The organism is Sinorhizobium sp. BJ1, assembly GCF_002531555.1.
In the GTDB taxonomy this organism is placed as follows: domain Bacteria; phylum Pseudomonadota; class Alphaproteobacteria; order Rhizobiales; family Rhizobiaceae; genus Sinorhizobium; species Sinorhizobium fredii_B.
Map to the genome: position 1 here is coordinate 22,312 of NZ_NWTH01000011.1, position 24,815 is coordinate 47,126.

General features: G+C 62.1%; 21 protein-coding genes and 1 pseudogene. 12 read left to right on the forward strand and 10 right to left on the reverse strand.

Annotation, left to right across the window (positions count from 1 at the left end; genetic code table 11):
• Positions 1 to 73: 73 nt before the first annotated feature.
• A complete protein-coding gene (locus CO676_RS16820) occupies positions 74 to 2,176 on the forward strand; it encodes a ParB/RepB/Spo0J family partition protein (RefSeq protein WP_097521913.1) in 2,103 nt (700 codons plus the stop codon).
• Positions 2,177 to 2,276: 100 nt separating this feature from the next.
• The gene (locus CO676_RS16825; RefSeq protein WP_097521914.1) at positions 2,277 to 3,467 is read left to right on the forward strand and encodes a DUF932 domain-containing protein; all 1,191 of its coding nucleotides are present in this window, start codon (positions 2,277 to 2,279) and stop codon (positions 3,465 to 3,467) included.
• A 198-nt stretch (positions 3,468 to 3,665) separates the two neighbouring features.
• Here CO676_RS16825 and CO676_RS16830 read toward each other — a convergent pair whose 3' ends face one another.
• Positions 3,666 to 4,856, reverse strand: a complete 1,191-nt coding sequence (locus CO676_RS16830; RefSeq protein ID WP_097522048.1) for a DUF1173 domain-containing protein — start codon at positions 4,854 to 4,856, stop codon at positions 3,666 to 3,668.
• Positions 4,857 to 5,538: 682 nt separating this feature from the next.
• Here CO676_RS16830 and CO676_RS16840 point away from each other — a divergent pair.
• The 3 genes from CO676_RS16840 to CO676_RS16850 all read left to right on the forward strand — a co-directional run bounded on the left by CO676_RS16840 (position 5,539) and on the right by CO676_RS16850 (position 8,639).
• Positions 5,539 to 6,591: a toprim domain-containing protein gene (locus CO676_RS16840; RefSeq protein WP_097521915.1), complete on the forward strand. Its 1,053-nt coding sequence runs from the start codon at positions 5,539 to 5,541 to the stop codon at positions 6,589 to 6,591.
• A gap of 381 nt (positions 6,592 to 6,972) precedes the next feature.
• Entirely contained in the window at positions 6,973 to 7,914 is a 942-nt protein-coding gene (locus CO676_RS16845; RefSeq protein WP_097521916.1) for a DUF2493 domain-containing protein, read from the forward strand.
• A 95-nt stretch (positions 7,915 to 8,009) separates the two neighbouring features.
• Positions 8,010 to 8,639, forward strand: a complete 630-nt coding sequence (locus CO676_RS16850; protein ID WP_179875524.1) for a plasmid pRiA4b ORF-3 family protein — start codon at positions 8,010 to 8,012, stop codon at positions 8,637 to 8,639.
• Positions 8,640 to 8,740: 101 nt separating this feature from the next.
• On the opposite strand, the gene CO676_RS16855 is transcribed toward CO676_RS16850, so the two are convergent.
• Both CO676_RS16855 and CO676_RS16860 read right to left on the reverse strand, forming a co-directional pair.
• Positions 8,741 to 9,145 (reverse strand): type II toxin-antitoxin system VapC family toxin, encoded by a 405-nt coding sequence (locus tag CO676_RS16855; RefSeq protein ID WP_097521918.1) that lies wholly within the window; start codon positions 9,143 to 9,145, stop codon positions 8,741 to 8,743.
• Positions 9,142 to 9,402, reverse strand: a complete 261-nt coding sequence (locus CO676_RS16860) for an AbrB/MazE/SpoVT family DNA-binding domain-containing protein (protein WP_014763670.1) — start codon at positions 9,400 to 9,402, stop codon at positions 9,142 to 9,144. Before CO676_RS16860 ends, CO676_RS16855 begins: the two co-directional genes overlap by 4 nt.
• A 336-nt stretch (positions 9,403 to 9,738) precedes the next feature.
• Between CO676_RS16860 and CO676_RS16865 the strand changes: the two genes are divergently transcribed.
• The 5 genes and pseudogenes from CO676_RS16865 to CO676_RS35250 all read left to right on the forward strand — a co-directional run bounded on the left by CO676_RS16865 (position 9,739) and on the right by CO676_RS35250 (position 12,426).
• Positions 9,739 to 9,999: a type II toxin-antitoxin system Phd/YefM family antitoxin gene (locus CO676_RS16865; RefSeq protein WP_097521919.1), complete on the forward strand. Its 261-nt coding sequence runs from the start codon at positions 9,739 to 9,741 to the stop codon at positions 9,997 to 9,999.
• Positions 10,000 to 10,359: 360 nt separating this feature from the next.
• The gene (locus CO676_RS16870) at positions 10,360 to 10,626 is read left to right on the forward strand and encodes a hypothetical protein (protein WP_014763672.1); all 267 of its coding nucleotides are present in this window, start codon (positions 10,360 to 10,362) and stop codon (positions 10,624 to 10,626) included.
• Positions 10,623 to 10,997: pseudogene (locus CO676_RS36090) on the forward strand (type II toxin-antitoxin system VapC family toxin). The gene CO676_RS16870 and the pseudogene CO676_RS36090 overlap by 4 nt, the downstream one beginning before the upstream one ends.
• Positions 10,998 to 11,610: 613 nt before the next feature.
• On the forward strand, positions 11,611 to 11,934 hold the full coding sequence (locus CO676_RS16885) for a DUF736 family protein (RefSeq protein ID WP_097521920.1): 324 nt from the start codon (positions 11,611 to 11,613) through the stop codon (positions 11,932 to 11,934).
• 324 nt (positions 11,935 to 12,258) lie between these two features.
• Complete coding sequence (locus tag CO676_RS35250; RefSeq protein WP_179875510.1) at positions 12,259 to 12,426, forward strand: hypothetical protein; 168 nt, start codon at positions 12,259 to 12,261, stop codon at positions 12,424 to 12,426.
• Positions 12,427 to 12,504: 78 nt separating this feature from the next.
• Here the strand turns inward: CO676_RS35250 and traG are convergent, their stop codons facing one another.
• The 3 genes from traG to CO676_RS16900 are packed head-to-tail and all read right to left on the reverse strand — an operon-like array spanning position 12,505 to position 14,922.
• A complete protein-coding gene (gene traG, locus CO676_RS16890) occupies positions 12,505 to 14,415 on the reverse strand; it encodes a Ti-type conjugative transfer system protein TraG (protein ID WP_097521921.1) in 1,911 nt (636 codons plus the stop codon).
• Complete coding sequence (locus CO676_RS16895; protein ID WP_097521922.1) at positions 14,406 to 14,645, reverse strand: conjugal transfer protein TraD; 240 nt, start codon at positions 14,643 to 14,645, stop codon at positions 14,406 to 14,408. The genes traG and CO676_RS16895 overlap by 10 nt, the downstream gene beginning before the upstream one ends.
• The gene (locus CO676_RS16900) at positions 14,635 to 14,922 is read right to left on the reverse strand and encodes a TraC family protein (RefSeq protein WP_097521923.1); all 288 of its coding nucleotides are present in this window, start codon (positions 14,920 to 14,922) and stop codon (positions 14,635 to 14,637) included. The genes CO676_RS16895 and CO676_RS16900 overlap by 11 nt, the downstream gene beginning before the upstream one ends.
• 219 nt (positions 14,923 to 15,141) lie before the next feature.
• On the opposite strand from CO676_RS16900, the gene traA reads away from it, so the two are divergent.
• Positions 15,142 to 19,761, forward strand: a complete 4,620-nt coding sequence (traA, locus tag CO676_RS16905) for a Ti-type conjugative transfer relaxase TraA (RefSeq protein WP_097522050.1) — start codon at positions 15,142 to 15,144, stop codon at positions 19,759 to 19,761.
• 97 nt (positions 19,762 to 19,858) lie between these two features.
• Here the strand turns inward: traA and CO676_RS16910 are convergent, their stop codons facing one another.
• The 4 genes from CO676_RS16910 to CO676_RS16925 are packed head-to-tail and all read right to left on the reverse strand — an operon-like array spanning position 19,859 to position 23,835.
• Entirely contained in the window at positions 19,859 to 20,932 is a 1,074-nt protein-coding gene (locus CO676_RS16910; RefSeq protein ID WP_097521924.1) for an ABC transporter substrate-binding protein, read from the reverse strand.
• Between the two features lie 50 nt (positions 20,933 to 20,982).
• Positions 20,983 to 21,849: an ABC transporter permease gene (locus CO676_RS16915; RefSeq protein ID WP_097521925.1), complete on the reverse strand. Its 867-nt coding sequence runs from the start codon at positions 21,847 to 21,849 to the stop codon at positions 20,983 to 20,985.
• On the reverse strand, positions 21,839 to 22,720 hold the full coding sequence (locus CO676_RS16920) for an ABC transporter permease (RefSeq protein ID WP_097521926.1): 882 nt from the start codon (positions 22,718 to 22,720) through the stop codon (positions 21,839 to 21,841). The genes CO676_RS16915 and CO676_RS16920 overlap by 11 nt, the downstream gene beginning before the upstream one ends.
• Complete coding sequence (locus CO676_RS16925; RefSeq protein WP_097522051.1) at positions 22,717 to 23,835, reverse strand: ABC transporter ATP-binding protein; 1,119 nt, start codon at positions 23,833 to 23,835, stop codon at positions 22,717 to 22,719. The genes CO676_RS16920 and CO676_RS16925 overlap by 4 nt, the downstream gene beginning before the upstream one ends.
• 280 nt (positions 23,836 to 24,115) lie before the next feature.
• On the opposite strand from CO676_RS16925, the gene CO676_RS16930 reads away from it, so the two are divergent.
• A complete protein-coding gene (locus CO676_RS16930) occupies positions 24,116 to 24,814 on the forward strand; it encodes a GntR family transcriptional regulator (RefSeq protein ID WP_097521927.1) in 699 nt (232 codons plus the stop codon).
• The last annotated feature ends 1 nt before the right edge of the window (position 24,815 follow it).

Consider the following 24,815-nt stretch of genomic DNA (forward strand, 5'->3'; position numbering starts at 1 on the left):
GGGGGGAGGGGATTCTGTGGCGGGTTGAGATGGTCGGAGAGAGGCTCGGGCCGGCCCGCTACGGAGAAACGACATGGCACAGGCCACCCAGAAAGTCACGCTCAATGCCGGGCGCGATATTCCCTTCAACAAACTCGTTTTAAGCCAGCAGAACGTCCGCAAGACCAGGGCAGGTGTATCGATCGAGGATCTCGCCGAGGACATCGCCCGCCGCGGGCTACTGACCAGCCTTAACGTGCGGGCGGAAGTCGATGCTGAAGGCAACGAGACTGGTGTTTATCGCATTCCCGCCGGCGGTCGCCGCTACCGTGCGCTGGAACTGTTGGTCAGCCAGAAGCGGCTCGCGGAGACCGTCGGCGTACCCTGCATCATCAGCAAGGGTGAGACGCCGGAAGTCGAGGACTCGCTTGCCGAAAACGTTCGGCGCCTCGACCTGCACCCGCTGGACCAATTTCGCGCTATCATGACGCTCTGCGGGCAGGGCATCGGCGAGGAGGAGATCGCCGCTCGCTTCTTCATCTCGGTCGCGGTCGTGCGGCAGCGCCTGCGGTTGGCTGCCGTCTCACCTCGTCTGCTCGAACTCTATGCCAATGACGAACTGAAGCTCGAACATGTCATGGCCTTTTCGATCACCAATGACCATGTCCGGCAGGAACAGGTCTGGGATACGGTTTCGCGTCAACACTCACGCGAGCCGTACTATATCCGCCGGCTGCTCACCGAGACCGCGATCCGGGCGACTGACCGCCGCGCCGTCTATGTCGGCATCGAAGCCTATGAGGCGGCCGGCGGTGTGGTGATGCGTGACCTCTTCGATGACGACAATGGCGGATGGCTGCAGGATCCGGCGCTGCTCGAACAGCTCGCGATCGATAAGCTGACGGCCGACGCCGAAGCCCTGAAGGCGAACGAAGGCTGGAAATGGGTCGAGGCTGCTTTCGATTTTCCCTACGGTCATAGCTCGGGTCTTCGCCGCTTCTACGGCGAGCGGGCGGAGTTCACGGAAGATGAACTCGCGCGCTATGACCGCCTGAAGGCGGAATTCGAAATGCTCGATGCCAAATATGCCGAAGCGACCGAATATTGCGCGGAGACCGAGCAGCGACTTGAGGAACTCGGAAACGAGCTCGACCGGCTGAACGACCGGCCCTATGTCTTCGACCAGGAAGAAGTTGCCCGCGGCGGCGCCTTCATCTCGCTCGGCGCTGGTGGTGAACTCAAGATCGAGCGCGGTCTTGTCCGTTCTGAAGATGAGACGCAGGTCGAGACTGAGGGTGATGGTGCGACGGATTCCGATGGTGAAGTCGACCAGGTGGTGTCGGAATCGTCGTCCAACGCCGACATGTCCCTGAAAGGCAAGCCTGCTCACAATGGCCAGATTGGGGAAGAGGACGACGATGGCAAACTCCCGTCTCTCTCGGACCGTCTTGTCGAGGAATTGACAGCAACGCGCACGGTGGCGCTCAGGAATGCGCTGGCAAACGATCCGGTTACGGCCTTCATCGCCGCCCTGCATCTGTTCGTGCTGAAGATCTTCTATGTTTATGGATCGGATTCATGCCTGGACGTGACGCTGCAGAGTGTAAAGTTCGGCCAGACGCAGGGGCTCGGCGACACCGTCTGGGCGAAGGAGGTCGAGCAGCGGCAAGAGGCCTGGGGTCAGAACCTTCCGAAAAACCCGAATGAGCTTTGGGATTTCCTGATTGCGCTCGATGACGTCAGCCGCCACGCGCTGTTTGCGCATTGCGTTTCGCTGTCCGTCAATGCAGTTGTTCAGCCATGGAACCGGCGGCGGGCGGCGATCGCCCATGCCGACCAGCTCGCTCGCTCGCTCGGCTTCGACATGGTGGAGGCAGGCTGGGCGCCAACTGTCGACAACTACCTCGGCCGCGTGACGAAGGCGCATATCCTGCAGGCGGTCCGCGAGGCGAAGGGCGAGCAGTCGGCCCAGCTCATCGATCACTTGAAGAAGCAGGACATGGCACGTGAAGCCGCACGGCTCTTGGAAGGCAGTGGATGGCTCCCCGAACCGCTGCGGCTCGCTGTCGATGATGCCGCCACCGTCCTCGAGAATGAGGACGCCTCGGTCGAACCTCCGGCATTCCTGACCGAAGGCGATGATGCCGAGGAGGAGTCCCGCGACACCACAGAAGACGATTTCGCCGCTGCCCCGTAACCTGCTCTCACAATCCATCGCCTGGCCCGGCCTCGCACAACCGGGCCTTTTCATTTTCCACCGGCCCCCGTGCCAGGGGTTTCGGTTCAGGAGACTGCACATGAACACCACGATTTCCAGCATTCGACCGGCGTCGTCCGGTTTCAAGGTCGATGTCTCGCGCGGCGAGCGTATCGGTCGCGTGTCGTCGGAATGGTTTTCACGCCCGGACGACGAACGCTATCTCTCGCTCGGTGAGCTCTACGATAGGGTGAGATCGCGGGCCGACCGCGCCCGTGCCCGCACGGTCGAAAGCTCCGCCATCCGCGTCGAGGCTAGCCGCACCAATGCCGAACGGCTCGAACTGATCGTTCCCGGCGAGAGCCGCCCCATCGCGCCGACGCACTGGAGCTACGGGCAGCTTTGCAGTCTGGTCGGGGCGCCCGCAACCTACATGCGCCAACTGCCGGCGGCGCTGGCCGGCATCAATCTGCAGCACGGTCTCATCAATCACAGCGCCGAACTGGTCAAGACTCTGGAGGGCAATGATGGGCGGATCGAGCTCAGGGCGATCACCGGCCCGGAATACGGCAGGGTCTGGGACCATGAACTGGTATCAGCGGTCATGAGCATCGCTGGCAATGGAACGGGTGATAGGATGTGGAAGGTGCCGGGAGTGCTCGACTGGTCGACGATGACCCACAATCCCTTCGTCGACGTCAGCAAGGAGACCACCACGCTCTATGCCAGCGATCGCGACGTCTTCCTGTTCCTCGTCGACGACACCCATCCCATCGAGGCCGGCCGCCTGTCGAACGGCGAGCCCGATCTCTATTTCCGCGGCTTTTATTGCTGGAACAGCGAGGTAGGCTCGAAGACACTCGGCATCGCTTCCTTCTATCTCCGTGCCGTCTGCTGCAACCGGAATCTTTGGGGCGTCGAGGATTTCGAGGAGATCGTCATTCGCCATTCGAAGTTCGCCGGCCATCGTTTCGCTCATGAGGCTGCTCCGGCTTTGGCCAAGTTTGCCAATTCATCTCCGGCCCCCTTTGTTGCGGGCGTCAGGGCAGCGCGCGAGCGCATCGTGGCCCGCAGCGACGAGGACCGCCATGGCTTTTTGCGCAAGCGCGGCTTCTCGAAGGGAGAAACCGCCAGGATCATCGACACCGTCCTGCAGGAAGAGGGCCGGCCGCCGGAATCGATCTTCGATTTCGTGCAGGGGATGACGGCGCTCGCCCGAACGAAGTCTCATCAGGACGCACGCCTCGAACTGGAAGGCAAGGCGAAGAAGCTGCTCGAACAGGCATACTGACCGCACGTGCGCCGAGGCTACCATCCCCCTTGTCGCCCGGCGTCGCGCCGGGCCTTCACATTCCGCCAGGGCTTTGCCATCACCGTGGGGCGGGCGGGTGACCGCGCGCAAGGGGGAGGGTGGCTCGTCCATTCTCGCGCGTTGGAGAAACGCGTTCTGAGGGCAAGCAAGAGAGCCATCCTGCCGCCGACCGCCGATTTACGGCAATCTCGGCATTTCGCCCTCGGATACGCGCCAGACCCATGGGGTCATCTCGGGTCTTGATTCGATCATTTCCGCGAGAGCGCGCTCATAATCTTCACTAGCGCCTGGCGGGACGATGAACAATGCCACCGGGGAGGGCCGCTGCTCCGGCAAGGTCACCGATACGATCGGATGATCGCGCGAGAGATTGAATCGCAGCCCTTTGACGCTCTTGCGCCGCAGCCTTGCCAGTCTCTCCAGTAGATGCCGCTCATGGACACTTTCGAACGGGATCCAGTCCTCGTTCACCACCATCATCGCGACCTCTTCGACCGCAGCGACACCGGATACCGAAATCCCGAATGTCGCGATCAGGATCAGGTGGCATTCTTCGTTCGAGCGCCAAAGCTCGAGTTCCGTTTCGTATCTGGCGTTGAGCCGCTTCCATGGCCCCTCCTCGATCATGAAGGGAAAGGGGAGATGGCGGAGGGTGATCCGGTGTCCCTCGCGGGCGGCTGTGCACTCCTTCACTTCCGCTACGGCGATCATCAGCGTGCGCGGTCCTGTCCCGGAGGCTTGCGCGCCAGCGAGTGCGGCCGACCGGCGCGCGGCAATTGCCTCCTTATCCTCCTGGTGAAAAACCTCAGGCACGAACAACATTTCGCTAAGATGCGCGCCCCGCGCCGTCGTTTGCGACGCTGCGTTCATCAGGCTCGTGCGCACCCGGCCCCAACCGCGCTTGCCGGCCCAGGAGGAGCGCCATTCGGTCAGTTCCCCCATTTCCCACAGGTAGTGCAGCATGGCCCGCAACGAGAGCTTCTTCGTCTCGTTGCGAATGGCGGGCTCCGACGACTCCGTCGGCAGAGACAACGCCGCACGCGGACTTCTCTTCGTCATCGAAAAATCCAGCTTCAAGGCTGTCCGGCCGTTGGCATCGATCTGAATTGCGTTGCCAACCAAAGGCCCGAGACCGGACAACTCGTACGGAGGCTCATAGGACGAGCAGGCCGGGTCGTGATCACGCCCGGAAAGCGGCATGCGCTTGACGAAATACTGTCCATCCAGCCGCGCGATGTACATCGCAACCGCCGGTTCCTTGCACCGGCAATGCGGCCGGAGCTTGTGCTCGTAGGCGCGGGGGAGGAGGGCTTGGAATTCAACAGAATCCTCATCGAATGACCTGTCGCCGATCAGAAATCGTCGCACCTTGTTCCTCCTTTGCCCGTCGAAGCGTTCGTTCCCGCTGATTTCCAGGTTGGTGTAGCACAAAACTCTTCTGACAGACTACCGCTTATGATGCAGTATAAGTGAATCACGGGGGATTGGTGGTCGCGAGAGGAAAGCCGGTGATGCGCCGGCAACGCCTCCCTGATGACCCGATAGCGTCGGGTGGCCAGGCCTGTCCCTCGCCCCGCATTTCCGCGTTCGGGCGGGCGCGGCGCTGCGATGGAGCGAGAGAGGGGCCGGGAGGATTCGGCCTGGTGGGGGCTCGGAGGGCGCCCCCGGCGAGGCCGGTTCTTTTCTCGCTCTCGACGAGGTTCCCATGCACGTGATCTCTTCTGCGGCCGCAACCAAGGCCGCCATGCCTCTTCATTCCACCGGCCGCGCGAGCCGGCCGGCGGCTCGACGGGTCGCCGGTCATCGGTGTCGCCGGAGATATGACGCTGCGCCGTGTCGGGGTGATGAGCGCCCTCGAATTGAGCTGGCCGGTTTCACCGACAGCATGCGCGACTGGTGGAAGTCGATCGGTTTCTTTTCCGAAATGATCAGCGGGAGGATGCGCTTCTTCGTGCCGATGACAGAGGAAGGGTCGGCGATTCTCGGCCGGCGGATTGAACGGCATCGCCTCATTGACGTCGTGAGCCGGACGTGACGGGGGCCATCGCCGATGTTGTCCGCCTCGGAACTGGCGGATCGTCTCGCGCGCGATGCCGAGGCGGTCTGCCGCCACTATCTCTCCGCCGGCCGCCGGGTTGGCAATTACTGGATCGTCGGTGACGTCGCTAACAACAAGGGCCGTTCGCTCTACGTGCATCTTACCGGCCCGCGCGCCGGCAGATGGACCGATGCTGCGACCGGCCAATACGGCGACCTGCTCGACCTGTTGCGGGAGACCTGTGGTCTGGTCGGCTTCCGCGACGTTGCAGACGAAGCGCGGCAGTTCCTGAGCCTTTTCCAACCTGGACCGGCGCCGTCCCGCGGGGGCGACGCCCGCGACCATCCGCCGATCGACAGACCGGCGGTAGAATGCGCAAGGCGCCTGTTCCGCATGACGCAGCCACTCGCCGGCACCCTTGCCGACAGCTATCTGCGCCAACGCGCCATCCTGCGGGCATCCGCGCATCCGGCACTGCGGTTCCATCCGTCCTGCTACTATCGGGACCTCTTGACCGGCAGGACGACCACCTATCCGGCGCTGATCGCCGCGGTGACTGATCCCTCCGGCGCGATCACCGGCGTGCATCGCACTTTTCTTGATCTGTCTGGGCTCGACCCGAACGGTGTCGGAAAAGCGCAGGTCGATACTCCCCGCCGCGCACTTGGCCGCCTGCTCGGCAATGCCGTGCGTTTCCGCTTTCCCGCCCGTGGCTCCGTACCGGTCCTGACCGCCGGCGAGGGCCTCGAAAGCATGTTGTCGCTCTTGCACGTCATGCCCGGCATGCCGATGGTCTCGGCGCTGACGGCAAGCCACCTTGCTACCTTTCGGCTCCCAACCGGATGCGCGCGCCTCTACATCGCCGCCGACGCCGATGCGGCCGGCCGGCATGGCATCGAGGGATTGAGCTGCCGCGCGCAGGCGCTCGGGGTCCTGCCACTGGTGCTCGCCCCGGAACTCGGCGACTTCAACGAGGACCTGCGCCGGCTCGGACCGGACCGGCTCATTGTGCATCTGAGAGCCCAGCTCGCGCCGGAAGACGTCCAGGCCTTCCTGCCCACCTGATCGGCTGGACGGGACTGCGGGAGAGGGCGCGGAGTGGCGGGGAAGGTTGGTCCCTGCTGGTCGCCGTTCGGGTAGGCGCGCGCCCGCGGGCCTGCGGAGAGGCGACCCTTACCATACGGCTGTCGGGCCTTCAGCGGGTCAGTCGGGTTTCTTCCCCACGCCGGCACTTCCTTGGCGCATCGGCTGTTCCGAAAACCGGTTCCCACTTTTCGGGCCGATGCTGAAGCCGGCGCTCCTCGCGGGCCAAGAAACCCTTCTTCCGCCGCCCGGCGCTTCGCTGGGCCGCGGCGTGAGGCACGCCGCGGTTCCGGCCCGTCTGCCGCATGGAAAGGGATCGCCGTCAGGCCGCGAGAGGCGCGGCCCAAACCGACGGAGATCATCATGAATCTTACCCTTCCCATCGACGACACCTTCGAGCCCCACCACGCCGCTTCCCCGACCGACCGTTTCATCTACGAGATGCAGATCTATGGGCATCGGCCCTTCCAGGACGAACCGGACCCGCGGCCGTTGCCCGAAGAGCCGGTCGTCCAGTCGGCGCTGACCGCGATGTTCGACGCCATGTTCGAGATGCTCGGCGAGACGCGGCTGGAACCCGATCTCGAAGATCTGCTCTGGTCGACGGTCAATCTCTTCCACCGCGCCGGCGAACGCATTCAGCGCGAGCTTCAGCGCAATGAGGATGCGCAGCGAAGCGGACAGAGCGAGCAGGACGGCTCGGAGGTGAAAAGCGTCGAGCTCGAGCGTCACATCGCGGAGGGGATCACGCTTCTCGAGCGCCGCAATGCCTTCGAGTTCATGCGTGACTATGCCGCCGATCTCTTCGAAGCCCAGACCGGATCGGCATGGCGGCCGCGCACCGGCTCCAAGGTCAGCCACGCCAATATGACCGCGGCGATGATCGACTCCAGAGATTTCCTGTCCGCCCGCCGCCGCGCCGAGACCGAGGTGCTGATCCCGGCCGGCACCAAGATCGCCTTCGGCGGCGGCATCGACTACAACGATCACGAACGGATCTGGGCGAAACTCGATCAGGCTCTCGCCAAATATCCCGATATGGTGCTGTTGCATGGCGGCTCGCCGAAGGGAGCCGAACGTATCGCCGCCTGCTGGGCCGAGGCTCGCAAGGTGACGCAGATCGCCTTCAAGCCGAACTGGACGAAGCACGCCAAGGCGGCACCTTTCCGCCGCAACGACGACATGCTCTCGGTCATGCCATCAGGCGTCGTCATCTTCCCCGGCTCCGGCATCACCGGCAATCTCGCTGACAAGGCTCGCCGACTCGGCATCCCGGTATGGCAGGCTGCAGGAGATGGAGCGTGACAGACTATGTGACGACGCCATGCGGGTTTTGTCGCATGGCGTTCTCCCGCCGGCTCCGACTTGACCCTCGCCGATCCATGCTGTTCACATGCGGCATGTTCAAAGCCATCAATGCAGTACAGATTCACGTTTCACTCGACGAGATCGAGCCGGGGGCCTGGCGTCGACTGATCTTGCCGTCGCACTGGAATCTTGAGCAACTGCATCTTGCCATTCAGGCCGCCTTCAACTGGTGGAACTATCACCTTCATGAATTCCGGATCGGCGGCTTGCGCTACGGCGACGTGGAGCTGTTGACCGAGGATGCCTTCGACGACGATCCTCGTGTCTTCGATTTTCGTGAGGTTCGCCTTCGCGACTTCGAGTACGGAGCCGTTTTTAGCTACGTTTATGACTTCGGCGATAGCTGGCGCCATTCTGTGGTAATCGAGGAATTCAAGGCCCTCGATATCACGCCCAAACACGGGGCTTGCATCGATGGTGGGCGCGCCAGGCCACCCGAAGATGTCGGCGGCGTGCTCGGCTATGAGCGCTTTCTGGAAATCATGTCGGACAGAGAAGACCCCGAACACGGTGAAACCAAACGGTGGTGTGGTGGGCATTTCGATCCAGAGTGGTTCGATCTCGCTGTCGTGGACAAGGACGTGCGCAACGCACTGCGCCCGAACGTGAAGCGTCGGCTGTATCAGCCAAAGCCGAAGCACAGCGAACCGACGACGGCATAGAGCAATGCGACGCCACCGTCGCCCACATCGCTCCGCTGTTAGCATTCACCCTTGACGACGATGTCGCGGTTTCGCCTGCGCGGCCCCGGACCAGCCGAGGCTCACAGCGACCAATCCTCCACCTGCAGGTTCTCAACCTTGTTGAACTCGCCGACATTGTTGGTGACGAGGGTCAATCCACGGGCTTTCGCCTGCCCTGCGATCAGCACGTCATAGGGGCCGATGGGCGTCCCCTTCGCGGCAAGGGCCGCCCGGATTTCGCCCGCGACAAAGGCGTCATTCTGGTCAAAGTCGAGGATCGGAAAATCCGCCATCAACAAACGCAGGGTTTCCAGGTTGTGCTGGACCTTCGCGCTTTTCTGCGCTCCAAAATAGAGTTCATAAGCGACGACCGACGGCAGGCCGATACTGCCCTGAGGGCTGTGGAGTACACGGCTGACCAATGTATCCGATTTGCGGCCGATCAAGGCAATGACGGCGTTGGTGTCGAGAAGATGCGAGATCACTGAAACACCGCGTCAAGCTCCGGCCGATCCTGTTGTTCCGGCTGCTCGCGCCCGCTCTCCATGAAGTCTTCACTCATGCCACGGGCCAGCGCCGCCTTCAGCGACGACCACGGCTCGCCCGCCTCGACATGCGGGCGGAGGATGAGAGCATCGCCCTCTTGCGTGATCTCCACGCGCTCGACGTTGAAGCGGAATTCTTTCGGCAGGCGGACAGCCTGCGAGTTTCCGGACTGGAATACCCGTGCAAGATGGGGCATGGTTGCCTCCCTAATGTATCTACAGATGCGTATATACGGCTTTTTCGCCCTCAGTTCAAGAAGGACAGGTCACTTGAGCGCATCCGGCGGTCCGCCGGACCGGGGACTGTTTCGCCGGCAAGCCGGCTCCGCGAAGCCTGCACGCAGTCTTCGCGCCTGACGACGTGACGATCCCTTGCGTTATCCGGGCTCGCCGAGCTGCCTGATCGCCGAGGGCGCCACGCTTCTGGACCGCTGCAACGCCTTCGACCTCAGCGAAGTTCTACCCGGCGCCCCAGGGCTCCTGCAAATCTGGAAAAATCTGCATAATGTGGAAAACCAACAGAGGAGTGGGCAATGCGGCAGTTTACGACAGGCGACCTGAGCAAGCACATTGGCGATGTCACCGCCGCCGCCGGCCGCGAACCCGTCTTGCTCACCCGCCATGGGAAATCCCGGTTCGTGCTGATGAGCTACGAGCATTACGAGCGAATGCGAGCCGGTGGAGATCCTCGACGCGGCCATCGTATCTCCGAGATGCCGGAAGAACACAAGGAACTCTTCGCCGCAGCGATCGGCCGGCTGGCGAACGGCGAGGGGTATGATGCCGAGCCGTGAAGCTCCTGCCCGCGCGAACTCACCGACGTCAAGCGATGCCGGCCCCGATTGCTCAGGACCGACTGATCGGAGCAGGCGGGTGTCTGTCGAGGCGACTGCGGTCGTGCCGCGACCGGACGCGGGCGGTACGTTGACGATCGCCAGGTCGATGCCGGCGGGGGCAGCGTCTCGAAATATTGCGGGCTGGCGATATCGTCACTGCGGTCGTCTTAACATGCACGCGAGAGAGGCCGCGCCCTTCCGCCTCACGACAACATGCCCTCGTCATGCCGGCCGGAGTCGCCGTCTCTCCACACGGCTCGAGACGCTTGCATTTCTTAAAAATTGTGTACACATTTCCCACTGAAACGGAGCCTCGCCATGCCTCAATCCCGGCAGCAGACATCAACTCCCCGCCGCGTCGGCGTGCGGGAATTTCGCGGCAACCTGACGTCCTTCCTCAAGCAGGTCGAAGACGGGCAGAGGTTCGTCCTGACGTCCCATCATAAGGTTGTTGCGGAAATTGGACCGCCGTCGTCAGACGTCGTCACACGGAAACCAGGTGCATTGCGCGGAAAGATCAAAGTTGCCGATGACTTCGACAGCCTGCCGGAGGATGTTCTGAAGTCCATGGAAGATGGGACGTGAGGCTGCTGCTCGATACGCATGCCTTGTTGTGGTGGCTGAACGACGACGAGAAGCTGGGGAATCATGCGCGAGGCCTTATCGGCGATCCCGAGGACGACGTCCTCAAATCACCGTGAAGCTGCGGATCGGCAAACTTGATGCCGATATAGAAGAGATTCTTGCGATCTTGCCGGGTCAGGGATTCGACCGGCTGGATATCACAGATGCGCATATTATCGCTCTAACGGCTCTTCCGCTTCATCACCGCGATCCCTTCGATCATCTTCTAATGGCGCAGACCGTGGCGGAGGGAGCGCATTTCGTTCCAGGATCAGAATGTCGCGCTCTATGGCATTCCGTTCGTCACTTGCTCGGATCCTGTTGTCTCGTGATCTCCGACGGGCTTGGTTCCGCTGACCAAGCCGGCTCCGATCGCTCGGATGGCGCGCTTGCCAGTGGCGATGTGCCTGGCGAACACCGACCGCTCAGATGGCCGGGCCGGAAGTGGGGGAAGATCACTCATCTGATGCCCACGCGATCAGCTTCACGCGGTTTTGCCGCACGGTCTGCAGGCGGCATGCCGTCGCCGTGTCGACCTCTCGAATTAACAAAGGGATGATATCGACAGGGGACGTGCTCACCCGCCTGCTGTCGTTGGGAGCGGGCGAGGGTACGCAATTGACTGGCTTGGAGGCAAAACGTTCAAGGGATGCGCGGCCGATACCCCGCAGCGCCGGGCCGGGCGGCTATGATGGTTTGTCGCGTCCTTCAGTTGCCCCGAACCATTCCCGTTTTATGTCGCTCGTATAGACGACCGCCTGCTTTTGCGGCCAACCCCTAAAGGGGTAAGACTCGGCCGAAATTTTTGCAAAATTCGATTTCGGTTCTTTTTCTCTCGGCGGAAAATAGATTTTGCAAAAATTTCGGCCGAGCTGACCGCAGCAGGTCGGCCGTCTCTTCGTGCGCCATCGGGAATGGTCCCGAGCAACCGAAGGAGACAGAACCATGGCCACCACGATCGCAACCCTGACGCAGAAGACCGACGGCATCCTCGAAGGCATCTTCGCCACCATCCGGGTCAACGCCCCGATCGCCATCGTCCCGAACGCAAGCAAGTCGAGCGAAGAAGCCCCCGACTACCGGGTCATCCATCGCAAGACGGGCTTCGAGATAGGCGCCGCCTGGAACCGCATCGCCCGCCAGACCGGCGAGGAATACCTCTCGGTCAAGCTGGAGGCGCCGGAGATCGGCGTGATCTTCGGCAACCTTGCTCCGGCCCCTGGCGGCGATCCGAGCAAGAAGGTCATCCTCTGGAACAACCCGGCCTGAGCCACTATGCCGGCCCCCGACAACGGGGCCGGCATACGTTGTGCAGGGCGCGGCAGCGGGCATTGAGCCCGCTGCCGCGCCTGTTGCCCGTGCCACACGAGACGAAAGCCTGTCTGCTCAGATACCCAAGTCTGCCATGAGGGCTCGCGCCGCCTCAAGGACGGGCGGTCCCCCAATTTTCAGTCGCCGCCCTGATAGGACGTCGCCAGAAAATCGGCTCCACCACTCGCCGCCGCTGGCGGTCGCTCCGCGATCCTTGACCCGGCCCGATCCTCACGGACCCCCCTGCGTCATCTTTCACATTCATCAAGGAGGATGAAGACGATGACGATTGCACTCGAAATCCATGTCGAGGAATTGCGCGCCGAGCTGCGCAACGCCGATCCAGCCGAGCGCCGCCAGATCGAGACGGAGCTGGAACTTGCTCGGGCCGAACTGATCGCCGCAATGGCCGAGCTGGATGGCACAGGGGATGCAGAGCCGCCCTTTTGAGGCATCTTCATGACCCTCCGAATTACCATGTTCGAGAAGGTTGAGATGACCGATCTTGCAGAACAAGCCTGACGCACTTCACTTGACGAAGCGGTTGGCCTTGGCAGCCTGATCCATCTCCTTCCGCCGGAAGTAGATCGCCCGCCCACAGCGTATCGGACTATTGCCCTGCACGATGACGATCTGTTCATCCTTGCGCATGGATTGGGTGATCTCGTGCGGCATGATCAGCGGCCGGCGCTGGAAGTTGACGCTTTCCGATTTGCGCGAGGCGCTGTTCTTTGTGTTCCAGCCGATGTTGCGGGAGCTTCCCTTCACCTCCACCGTCATTTCGCCGCACTGCGCCGAGACGTTGCGCGCCGTGTCGAGCGCCTTGATCGCGGCATAGGAGGCAAAAGCGCAGCCGTCGATCCACGATGTCGCGCCGTCTTTCCCGAAATGTCGCTCCAGCTGCCCGACCGACTGGTACATCAGCATCATCGTGATGCCGTACTTGCGGCCGCGGTCGCGCGCCTCCTCGAGCCCGCGCATGTAGCCGAGAAGGTCGACCTCATCCAGCATGAAGAGAGCGCGGCGCTCGAATGCGCCGTCTGCCCGTATCATGGCATTGATCAGCGACCCGATGATGACGCGGCCGATGCCCGGATAAGAGCGCAGGATTGACGCCGGGATGTTCAGGAACACGTCCTTTTTGGCCGATACGATATCGCTCGACTCGAAGGCGCGGCCGCAAACAAGGGCGGCGTAACTGTCGAGTGACAGCCACTGCGTATCCTTCGAGGCGGTCGAATAGACGCCACTGAACGTCTGCTCGGTCATGTTGGTGAAAACGCCAAGCGTTTCGCGGATGAAGACGGACGCGGAATGCTCCTGAATGTCGCGGAGCATCGCGAGCACCGAGGGTTCCGGCTCGGAAACGATCTGCCGGAGACTGCGCAAGTTTCGCCGTCCGGCATATTCGGGCGACAGCATCACATGCGCGAGCAAGCCCGTCAGGAGATTGTGCGCCTGGTTCTGGAAATAGGATCCGGTCGAGCTTTCGAAGCGCACGCTGTCCGACAGCAGCATGTGCGCGACCCCGACAATATCCTCCTCCTTTTGCCGCGAGTTCTCGATCCCGTCGAGCACATTGAAGCCCATGATCGGATTTGTCGGATCGAGCACCATCACCTCGCGGCCAAGGACGCGGGTTCGGTGCTCGACCACCATTGGCGTGACCTCGGTCGAGGGATCGAGGCAGATCAGCGGCCCGCTGTAGCGCAGCGCCGTCGGCACGACGTTGCTGGTCGTCTTGTATCCCCCCGACCCGGCAAAGAACAGCATATGGGTGGAATCGAAGTCCTGCTTGTAGGTGAGTAAAGGGGCTTTGCCGCCCCGTCCCCATGTGCTGCTATCGTTCGGATCGAAGGGCAGCTCGTGGACGATATCCTTGTCGACGCGGTATCGCTCGCCGACGACGATCTCGCCATCATCCGGGAACACCCTTGCCGCCGCCGACATCGGCAGCCAGTCGGCGTCCCCGAAGATGCCGCGCTTGGCACGCTTCATCGGTTCGGGCACGACGATGGAGATGCGGGCGGAGACCGCTACTGCCATGAAACCAGCGACCGCGCCGATGACGGCGACCATGTCGAGATAGGAGAGCGCCCGGTCCCATGATAATGCGCCGCTTTCCACGGACGGGGACAGGCGGCCGAATTCACGCAGCGCGTAGAAGCCGGCGACCGTCAGAAAGCAGGCGAGGCTCGCCATCGCCACCGGTCTTCGCCGGTGCAATGGCAAGGCCCAAACGGCCAAAAGGCCGGCGAGCGGCCCGAACAAAAGCGCCGGCACGGGCGATGCCCGAAGGAACCAATATGCCGTCTTCCCCGACATGCCGGCGGCGAGCCCCGGCCAGCGCCAGCCGACGACATAGACCGCAAAGGCGGTGACGGCGACGGGCAAGAGAATGAGCAACAGGCTCGGATGCGGTCTTGTTCCTATTGCCATTCCGCAGTCTCCGAAATGCGAGGTGATCCGCCGTCCAACGAGGGAGCCTTGAATGCTTCCTCGCCGATATCGCGCAACCGCCGATGCTCGGCAGTGCCCGGCGCGACGCTTGCCAGTTCGATGAGCCCGCCGAGCAGAAACGCCCGGTCCGCCTTTGACAGTCCCGCCTTGACGACAATGCCGCCGAGCAGGAATTTCTCGCGAGCCTCGCGCTTGCGGTCAGCCGTCATGAGAAACCTCCGCCGGCGTTCCAGACACGCCACTTGGCTGTCGACGCGGCGAAGCAGTTGCGCCAGCAGTCCCCTTTTTCTCCTCTTTGCGAAATCGCGCGGCGATCTCTTCAAGGATCCGATCGACCTCTTCGTCGGGGATCTCCATTTCCGCCAGACCGGACTTCGTGGCGGCGCGGGCGAAACGTTCCGCGGATTTAACTATCAAAAGTCGTCTGCGTTCTCGGAGCTTCTCGATCTGGGCATCCAAATCCGAAAGCGATGATTTTGCACCCATTCCGTCGTCCTTTCCTAATTAAACAATCTGAACGGCACAGACTATACTAACTAGAATGAATTAGTAAAATAGCTTGGTTTGCATCAACCCGAAAATGTCTCAGCCGGAATGATTGCCGACCGTCTTCCGGATAAGCGGCATCGGCCTTGGCAGGCCGATCGGTTTGAGGGCGCAATATACGTCGCTGACGCGACGGGCTCGGAAGATCTGGAGACGGTCATGGCGATCATGTTCGTCAGAGCGCAGGTGATCAGCAGGGGAGCGGGACGCAGCATCGTCTCGGCCGCCGCCTATCGTCACCGCGCCCGGATGATGGACGAGCAGGCTGGGACGTCCTTCAGCTATCGCGGCGGACGGCGGGAACTGGTGCATGAGGAACTGGCGCTGCCCGACCAGATCCCCGCCTGGCTGAAGACGGCGATCGACGGGCAACCCGTCGCCAAGGCAAGCGAGGCGCTCTGGAATGCAGTCGATGCCTTTGAAAAGCGCGCGGACGCGCAGCTTGCGCGGGAACTGATCATTGCCTTGCCCGAGGAACTGACGCGCGCGGAGAACATCGCTCTGTTTCGCGAATTTGTCCGCGACAATTTCACGTCGAAAGGAATGGTCGCCGATTGGGTCTATCACGACAAGGACGGCAATCCGCACGTCCATCTGATGACCACGCTGCGTCCCCTGACCGAGGAGGGGTTCGGGCCGAAGAAGGTTCCTGTCATGGGCGAGGACGGAAAACCGCTGCGCGTCGTCACGCCCGACCGGCCGAACGGCAAGATCGTCTACAAGCTCTGGGCGGGCGACAAGGTAACCATGAAGGCGTGGAAGATCGCTTGGGCGGAAACGGCCAACCGGCACCTGGCGCTTGCCGGCCATGAGATCCGCCTCGACGGCCGCTGCTACGCCGAGCAAGGTCTCGACGGGATCGCGCAAAAGCATCTCGGGCCCGAGAAGGCGGCGCTCGCTAGCAAGGGCCTCGAAATGTATTTTGCGCCGGCGGACTTGGCGCGGCGACAGGAGATGGCTGACCGCCTTCTCACCGATCCCGAGCTTCTCCTGAAACAGCTCGGCAACGAACGCTCGACCTTCGACGAGAAGGATATCGCCAAGGCGCTGCATCGCTATGTCGACGATCCGACAGATTTCGCTAATATCCGCGCGCGCCTGATGGCGTCCGACGAACTGGTGACGCTCAGGCCACAGGAGATTGACGCGCAGACCGGCAAGGCGTCGGAGCCGGCAGTGTTCACCACGCGGGAGATCCTGCGTATCGAATACGATATGGCGCAGTCGGCGCAGGTCCTGTCGGGGCGAGAGGGCTTTGGCGTCTCCGCGAGACCAGTTGAGACTGCAATCCGAAACGTCGAAACGGCCGATCCGGAAAAGCCCTTCAAGTTCGATGCGGAACAGGTAGATGCCATTCGTCATGTCACCGGCGTCAATGCGATTGCCGTCGTGGTCGGTCTTGCCGGCGCCGGCAAGTCGACGCTGCTCGCCGCCGCGCGCGTCGCCTGGGAAATCGAGAACCGCCGGGTCTTCGGTGCGGCACTCGCAGGCAAGGCTGCGGAAGGTCTGGAGGACAGTTCGGGCATCAAGTCGCGCACGCTCGCATCTTGGGAACTCGCCTGGGCGTCAGGCCGTGATTTGCTGGAGCGCGGCGACGTACTGGTGATCGACGAGGCCGGAATGGTATCGTCGCGGCAGATGGCGCGTGTCCTGAAGGCCATAGTAGACGCAGGCGGGAAAGCCGTGTTGGTGGGCGACGCGATGCAGTTGCAGCCGATCCAGGCGGGTGCGGCTTTCCGGGCGATCACCGAAAGGGTCGGCTTTGCGGAACTTGCCGGCGTGCGGCGGCAGCGCGATGTGTGGGCGCGCGACGCTTCGCGGCTCTTCGCCCGCGGCGAGGTCGAGAAGGCCCTCGACGCCTATGCCCGGCATGGCCGTATTGTCGAGACGGAGACGCGTCACGAGATCATCGGCCGGATTGTTTCCGACTGGGCGGATGCGCGCCGTGAACTTCTTCAGAAATCAACTGACGACGAAAATGCGCCTCGCCTTCGCGGCGATGAATTGCTCGTGCTCGCCCACACCAATAGCGACGTCAAACGGTTGAACGACGCGTTGCGCCAAGTGATGACGGACGAGGGCGCCCTGTGCGACGGCCGTACTTTCCAGACAGCTCGCGGCGCGCGCGAGTTCGCCGTCGGCGACCGCATCATCTTCCTCGAGAATGCCCGCTTCGTGGAGCCACGTGCGCGGCGTCTCGGACCGCAATACGTCAAAAACGGCATGCTCGGCACGGTGGTTTCCACCGACGAAAAACGCGCCGATGCATTGCTGTCGGTCCGTCTCGACAATGGCCGCGAGGTCGTGATCAGCGAGGACACCTATTGCAATGTCGACCATGGCTATGCCGCGACGATCCACAAGTCTCAAGGTGCGACCGTCGACCGGACCTTAGTGCTCGCCACCGGCATGATGGATCAGCATCTGACCTATGTGTCGATGACGCGGCATCGCGACCACGCCGATCTCTATGCAGCGAAAGAAGACTTCGATGCGAAGCCGGAATGGGGAGGCAAGCCGCGCGTCGATCATGCCGCCGGCGTGACCGGCGAGCTCGTGGAGGCCGGGCAAGCGAGATTCCGGCCCGATGATGAGGATACGGAGGCAAGCCCCTATGCCGACATCCGAACCGACGACGGAGCCGTGCATCGTCTCTGGGGTGTGAGCCTGCCGAAGGCGCTCGATGAGGCCGGCGTCTCGGAGCGCGATACAGTCACGTTGCGCAACGATGGTGTCGAGAAGGTCAGGGTGACGGTGCCAGTCATTGATGAGGAAACGGGCGAGAAGCGCTTCGAAAAACGGGAAGTCGACCGCAATGTGTGGACCGCAAGCCAAGTCGAAACCGCTGAGGCTCGCCAGAAGCGGATCGAGCGGGAAAGCCATCGGCCGAATGTGTTCAAACAGCTTGTCGAGCGGCTGTCCCGGTCCAGCGCCAAGACCACGACGCTCGATTTTGAAAGCGAGGACGGCTATCAGGCGCATGCCAGCGACTTCGCACGGCGGCGCGGGCTCGACAGTCTCTCATTGGCCGCGGCCCGAATGGAGGAGGGCGTTTCGCGGCGGCTGGCATGGATTGCCGAAAAGAGGGAGCAAGTGGCGAAGCTGTGGGAGCGGGCGAGCGTAGCGCTCGGCTTCGCGATCGAGCGGGAACGGCGCGTTTCGTACAGCGAGGAACGGACCGAATCCGTCTCGGCCGGAATCCCGATTGGCGGGCACTATCTGATCCCGCCCACCACCGACTTCGCCCGGAGCGTCGATGAGGATGCACGCCTGGCGCAGCTTTCCTCGCCCCAGTGGAAGGAGCGGGAACAAATTCTTCGGCCGCTGCTCGAAAAGATCTATCGCGATCCGGACGCCGCGCTTGTCCACCTGAATGCGCTCGCCTCGGATCCCGCCATCGAACCCCGCAAGCTCGCCGAAGATCTCGCCGAAGCACCAAACCGCCTTGGCCGCCTGCGAGGGTCCGACCTCATGGTCAATGGCCGGGCGGCACGCGACGAGCGCAGCGTCGCGACGGCGGCTTTGAAGGAATTCCTGCCCTTGGCTCGCGCCCACGCGACCGAGTTTCGGAGAAATGTCGAGCGGTTCCGCGAGCGCGAGCACACGCGCCGCGCCTATATGTCCCTGTCCATCCCGGCGCTCTCGAAGCGCGCCATGGCGCGTCTCGTGGAGATCGAAGCGGTGCGCAAGCAGGGCGGAGACGAAGCCTACAAGACCGCCTTTGCGTTCGCCGTAGAGGACCGCTCGATCGTGCAGGAGATCAAGGCCGTCAGCGACGCATTGACCGCCCGCTTCGGCTGGAGCGCCTTCGCCGCCAAGGCCGGCGCGATCACTGAGCGCAATGTGGCCGAACGCATGCCGGTAGATCTCAAGGATGAAAGACTTGGGAAACTGACGCGGCTCTTCGAGGCTGTCCGGCGCTTCGCCGAGGAGCAGCATCGTGCCGAGAGGAAGGACCGGTCGAAGATCGTCGCCGGCGCGAGTGTCGAGTTGGGGAAGGAGACGATGGCCGTGCTGCCAACGCTTGCCGCTGTGACGGAGTTCAAGACGCCGGTGGACGACGAGGCGCGAGCGCGAGCGCTCACCCTCGCGCACTATTGCCATCATCGCGCGGCGCTCGCACAGACCGCCAAGCGTATCTGGCGCGATCCGGCCGGTGCCGTCGACAAGATTGAGGAGCTAATCGTCAAGGGCTTCGCCGGCGAGCGGATCGCCGCAGCCGTAGCCGACGACCCGGCCGCTTATGGCGCGCTCCGCGGCTCGGATCGTCTCATGGACCGGATGCTTGCCTCCGGTAGGGAAAGGAAGGAGGCACTGCAGGCAGTGTCGGAAGCGGCCGTCCATCTGCGTTCGCTCAACGCGGCTTACGTCAGCGCCTTCGATGCCGAGCGCCAGGCTGTTAAGGAAGAGCGTCGGCGCATGGCTGTTGCTATTCCCGGTCTCTCGAAATCAGCCGAGGAAACCCTGCAGCGACTAGCGTCCGAGATGAAGAAGGAGAGCCGAAAGCTCGACTCGGTGGCCGGTTCACTCGATTCGGATATCCGCCGGGAGTTTGCTGCCGTCAGCAGCGCGCTCGACGAGCGCTTCGGGCGCAATGCCATTCTTCGGGGGGAAAAGGATCTCCTCAACAGAGTGCCGCCGGCCCAGCGGCCGGCTTTCGAGGCGCTGCAGGACAGGCTCAGGGTGCTGCAGCAGATTGTGCGGATCAACAGCAGCCAGAAGATCGTCTCCGATCGCCGCGAACGCGTGATCAGTCGTGCACGTGGTTTCGAGCGGTAGATTCCATTAAACTGGTAGTCCGGATAATGCCTAGGCGAGGCGCTGCGGTAGATGATCGCTGCGCCGGCGCCGGTGGTCATGGATGTGCCTCGCGCTGTCAGCGAATCCACTCATTCCAACGTTGCAGCAGCATTGCAGTATTGGCGTTGATCCATTCCGCATCAGGCACGATCACGTAATCCCGAACGTCGTCGCCTTGCGGCATTGTAACGCGCGCTTCCTCGGACATCAACGCAATGGCGTCACGACTTGGGGGCGTGCAGGAAAGAACCTCGCACGCCTTGGCCTGGGCCGCCGGAGAATTCAGCCAGAATGCGATCAGCTTGAGCGCATTGTCGCGGTGCGGCGCCCCTTTGAGGAGTGCTATCCGGTCGCCGACGAGGAAAGAGGCCTTGTAGGACCAGGCGATCGGCAGTCCTTCGGTCTGCATCGCCTTTGCGCGCGTCAACCAGATCTGCCCAAGCGAATACTCACCATTGCGAAACCCCTGCATGCTTTGATCGCCGGTTTTCCACCACAGTGAGATCGAAGGCCTGATCTTATCGAGCTTGGCCAACGCACGATCGATGTCGAGCGGGAACAGTTCATCTCGCGTGACGCCGTCGGCGAGAAGCGCCGCGGCCATGACGCGCCAGGGGTCGTCGAAATTCGGGAAGGCGCGTTCTCCCGGGAATTTATCTGTGTCCCACATGTCGGCCCAGGTCTCTGGAGCGGGATCGCCGGACTTCCCGGTCCTGTAGGCCAACAGCGTTGCCGTCGACTGCAAGAGCGCTCCGCCAGCCAAGCAGGCATTGGCGCTAAGGTCCTTTCGACCGGCAAACTGGCGGCAGTACTCGGTCAGGTCCTCCGTGACTTCTCGATGCGCCTTTGACGCGGCTTGAATCTCGCCATCGAGATAGAGGTCCCAATTGACATTTCCGGTTTTCACCATTGCGGCAGCCTTTGCTCGCATTTCAGCGTTGGTCGCGACGACGGTTACGACTTCTATGCCCGTCGCCTTGGTGAACGGATCGAACCATGCCTCCTTCAGGGCCCGGTCATAGGCACCGCCGGTCGAAGCGATGATGACCTGCTCGGCGGCGAGCGTCGGGAGTGTCAAGACTATCAAGGAGAGTAGACTGGCAATGGTCGGCTTAAGGATTTTTGCGAAACGCGAAAGCAGAGAGGTCATGAGAGGTTCCCTTTAGCAGATCAGTTGGTGGGAAACGGACATCGCCGTTTTCACGCGTTGGGCTTACGGGCATTGAGGAGATGAACCGCGCCCATGAGCAGGAGGGAGGTGGCGACAAGCACGGTCGAGACCGCGGCGATGACAGGCGTCAGGTTGAAGTCGATATCCTCGAACATCTTGCGTCCGATCGATTTGCCTCCGATGTCCGATATGAAGAACGCAACGGTTGCTTCATCGAATGAGGCGAGAAAGGCAAACACTGCCGCGGCTGCGACACCGGGCACTATGTTCGGCAGCACGACCAGAAAGAACGCCTGCAGCCTGTTAGCTCCGCAGTTCAACGCTGCCAGTTCCAGCGTCGGATCGAAACGCTGCAGAGACGCCGTTACGGTGATGATCACGTAGGGAACTGCAAGAACGGTGTGTGCGACAAGGAAGCCGAAAAAGCTGCCGGTGAGCTGCAACGGCGCAAAGGCGAGATAGAGCGCCACACCGAGGATGATGTGTGGCACGATCATCGGTCCGAGCGCGAGCGCCTGCAATGCGGATCTGAACGGAAGACATCCTCGTACGATCGAAAGAGCCGCCATAGTGCCTACGACCGTTGCTGTCGCGGTTGTCGCCAGGGCGATTTTGAGACTGAACCATGTTGCAGCCATCCAGTCCGGATCATTGAAGTAGGCGCTATACCATTTGAGCGTCAGGCCCCGCGGCGGGAACTCAATATAGTCGGTTTCACTGAGCGACATCGGTACGACGATCAGCGTCGGAAGCAGCAGAAAGAAGAGAACGCATCCGATCCCCGCACCAATGGCCAGAATGACCGCCCCTCTTGTGCAGGCGCGGATCGTCGGAGAGGCGAAAAAATCAAGGGCTGCGGGAAGGCGGCCGTGCACCTGTGCTTGATCAATGGACACTGTTCAATCCCTTGCTGAGCGATAGCGTCCTGCGGAACAGCAGGACAAAAAGGAGAGTGACGGCGAGAAGCACGGTCGAAAGCGCTGCCGCAAACGGCCAATCGAGTAGAACTGTCGTCTGCTGGCCGATGAGCGTCGCCATCAGCATTGAGCCAGGACCGCCCACCAGCGCCGGTGTGATGTAGAAGCCGAGCGCGAGCACGAAGCACATCACGCTGCCGGCGAAGACGCCAGGGAGACTAAGCGGTAGTGTCACGGCAACGAAAGCCCGCACAGGCCCGGCTCCCAAATTGCGGGCGGCGCGGATGTAATCGGGGGGAAGGGCGCGCAGTGCCGAATAGATCGGCAGGATCATGAATGGCATCAGCACGTGCGTCATGGCGAGGATGACTGCACCCTGCGTGTAGATCAGCTTTAGCGGCCCGTCGGTGACGCCTATTTCGAGGAGCAGTTGGTTGACGATGCCCTTGCGTTGGAGAAGGACGACCCATGCGTAGGAGCGGATGAGGACGGAAGTCCATAACGGAATGAAGACGCAGGCTGCGACAACCACGGCCAAGCCCTTGCTGAGCCGCGCCATGAGGTAGGCAACCGGAAAGCCGACGACGAGGCTCGCGATCGTCACCACGAGAGCGACCTCGATCGTGCTTAAAAGAACGCCGAGATGAAGCGGTTCGGAGAAAATGCGCCGGTAGTGGTCAAATGTTCCTCCGGAGAAGCTCAATGCGACGAGCCGCACAACCGGGTAGAGAAAGCCTGCCACCAGGGCAGCGAGGAGCGGTGCGGCCAATCCCAATGATGCGGACGGCGAATAAAAACGTGCCGACGACAACGTTGACCGAGCGGACGAGCGTGGCGAGGAGTTCGTCATGCAGCGCGCCTCTCCGTCACAGGAAAGATGTGCAAGGCCTCCTCATTGAGGAGGATGTCCACCTCGTCGTTCTTCTGGAATGGCACGAACCCGTCGGCGGCGATCTGCACCTGCAGGCTCGCCTCCAGGCGATCGGCACGGCGGACGAGATAGATGTAGGTGGAGCCGATGAATACAGCGGCGTCGACGACACCTGGCAGCGCATCGGCGCCCCCATGGCCTCGCTTCACAAGCCGCATCCGTTCCGGACGGATTGCCATGCGCAAAGGTTCGCCGGCTGTGCACCTGCGCTCGCGGCCGTTCGCGACTGAGCGAACGTTGAGCACGATCCCCTCGGATAAACGCACGACCGCATGTTCAGCTGAGCTTTCAAGGCAATCGCCATCGATAAAATTCATCCGGCCGATGAAGTCCGCGACGAACTCGGTTTTCGGTTGCCGGTAGAGCTCCGCCGGCGTGCCGAACTGCGCCAGGCGGCCATCGGCCATGATGGCGACGCGATCCGACATCGTCAGCGCCTCGTCCTGGTCGTGGGTTACATAGACGACGGTCGCGCCAAGCCGCTCCTGCAGGCGCTTGATCTCAAATTGCATCGCCTCACGCAATTTTTTGTCGAGCGCGCCGAGCGGTTCATCCATCAGGAGGACGGGGGGCTCGAACGCCAAAGCGCGCGCCACGGCGACGCGTTGCTGCTGACCACCCGAAACCTGGTTGGGGTAGCGATCTGCGTAGCCGGAGAGTTGCACGAGCTCCAGCATCTCGTCGACGCGCCGCGCGATTGCGGCCTTTTGCATCCGACCGCGCATCCTCAGCGGGAACGCGATGTTCTGCCGGATGGTCAGATGCGGGAAAAGCGCATACCTCTGGAATACCATCCCAATATTGCGGTGATTGGGCGCAAGGTAGGTGACATCGCGCCCCCCGATGGTTATCCGCCCGGCGTTTGGCGCCTCGAAACCGGCGATCATCGTCAAGGCTGTCGTCTTGCCGGAGCCGGACGGCCCCAACAGAGAGACAAACTCCCCGGCAGCGATGTCGAGCGATAGCTCGCGAACCGCATTGGCCTCGCCGTATCGTTTTTGAAGTCCCGCAAGGGACAGAGATTGACCGATCAAATCCGCCTTTCCTTTCAGCTGCTGGACGCTTTTCGGCGTCTCTCCCCTGGGCACGGCCGATTCCGACCGCAATGAAGATCCGTCTTCCGACTCTGAGGAGGAGTCAGGACGAGGTGCTATTGCTGAGGCTTTGGTTCACACGGGACCCTAGTTTGCGGTCCGCGTGACGGCGCAAGGGAAAGCTGCTAATACCGCTGATGCGACAAAAGCTTTGCAAAACCTTCACACTTCATTTTTGTTGCATCAAAACTCAATACTGTCAACTGATCGCGGGAGTGAAATGCCGGAAATTCCAAACGAAGCGCCGCAGGTCGAGCGCGCAATGGAAAGGTTGGGAGATGCGGCCTATCGGCAAATGAAGGAGCGCATCATCCGTGGGGTCTATAGGCCTGGCCACAAGTTGACGGTTCGCGCCGTCGCCCAGGATCTCGACGTCAGCACAACGCCCGCGCGCGATGCGATCAATCGCCTGTCGAGCGAGGGGGCGCTTGTTTACGCCGGGCCGAAGACGGTCGTCGTTCCGGTTCTCGACGCGCCCGCGCTTCGAGAAATAACGCTGACGCGCCTGGCGCTCGAGGGGCTCGCTTCGGAGCAGGCCGCCCAGCACGGCACGCCTGCCGACGTGGAGGAACTAAAGACCTTACAGAGGCTTATCAACTCCGCCCTCGACCAAAGACGTTATGCCGAGGCGCTCTGGCACAACAAGGAATTCCACTTTGCGATTTATCGTCTTTCGGGGCTTCCCCATCTCGTCTCGATGATCGAAAGTCTCTGGCTGAGGATCGGCCCCTCCTTGCACAATCTCTACCCAGAGTTTGCCGAGGAGAAATATGGAGTTCGCAACCACGAGATCGCCATGGAGGCTCTCGAAGAGCGCGACGCGCCGAGCCTCAGGGCAGCGATGGAGAATGATATCCGCGACGGATATCGGCGGCTGAAGCGCGCTAATCAGGAGAGGGGCGCCGGTTCATCAAGCTAAG

Coding starts and splice junctions, on each gene's coding strand:
- CO676_RS16865 (WP_097521919.1), top strand. CDS start 9,739: ATGCGGCAGTTTACGACAGGCGACCTGAGCAAGCACATTGGCGATGTC.
- CO676_RS16920 (WP_097521926.1), bottom strand. CDS start 22,720: ATGACGAACTCCTCGCCACGCTCGTCCGCTCGGTCAACGTTGTCGTCG.
- CO676_RS16820 (WP_097521913.1), top strand. CDS start 74: ATGGCACAGGCCACCCAGAAAGTCACGCTCAATGCCGGGCGCGATATT.
- CO676_RS16860 (WP_014763670.1), bottom strand. CDS start 9,402: ATGCCCCATCTTGCACGGGTATTCCAGTCCGGAAACTCGCAGGCTGTC.
- CO676_RS16850 (WP_179875524.1), top strand. CDS start 8,010: ATGTTCAAAGCCATCAATGCAGTACAGATTCACGTTTCACTCGACGAG.
- CO676_RS16840 (WP_097521915.1), top strand. CDS start 5,539: ATGTTGTCCGCCTCGGAACTGGCGGATCGTCTCGCGCGCGATGCCGAG.
- traA (WP_097522050.1), top strand. CDS start 15,142: ATGGCGATCATGTTCGTCAGAGCGCAGGTGATCAGCAGGGGAGCGGGA.
- CO676_RS16930 (WP_097521927.1), top strand. CDS start 24,116: ATGCCGGAAATTCCAAACGAAGCGCCGCAGGTCGAGCGCGCAATGGAA.
- CO676_RS16845 (WP_097521916.1), top strand. CDS start 6,973: ATGAATCTTACCCTTCCCATCGACGACACCTTCGAGCCCCACCACGCC.
- CO676_RS16910 (WP_097521924.1), bottom strand. CDS start 20,932: ATGACCTCTCTGCTTTCGCGTTTCGCAAAAATCCTTAAGCCGACCATT.
- CO676_RS16900 (WP_097521923.1), bottom strand. CDS start 14,922: ATGGGTGCAAAATCATCGCTTTCGGATTTGGATGCCCAGATCGAGAAG.
- CO676_RS16885 (WP_097521920.1), top strand. CDS start 11,611: ATGGCCACCACGATCGCAACCCTGACGCAGAAGACCGACGGCATCCTC.
- traG (WP_097521921.1), bottom strand. CDS start 14,415: ATGGCAATAGGAACAAGACCGCATCCGAGCCTGTTGCTCATTCTCTTG.
- CO676_RS16825 (WP_097521914.1), top strand. CDS start 2,277: ATGAACACCACGATTTCCAGCATTCGACCGGCGTCGTCCGGTTTCAAG.
- CO676_RS35250 (WP_179875510.1), top strand. CDS start 12,259: ATGACGATTGCACTCGAAATCCATGTCGAGGAATTGCGCGCCGAGCTG.
- CO676_RS16895 (WP_097521922.1), bottom strand. CDS start 14,645: ATGACGGCTGACCGCAAGCGCGAGGCTCGCGAGAAATTCCTGCTCGGC.
- CO676_RS16870 (WP_014763672.1), top strand. CDS start 10,360: ATGCCTCAATCCCGGCAGCAGACATCAACTCCCCGCCGCGTCGGCGTG.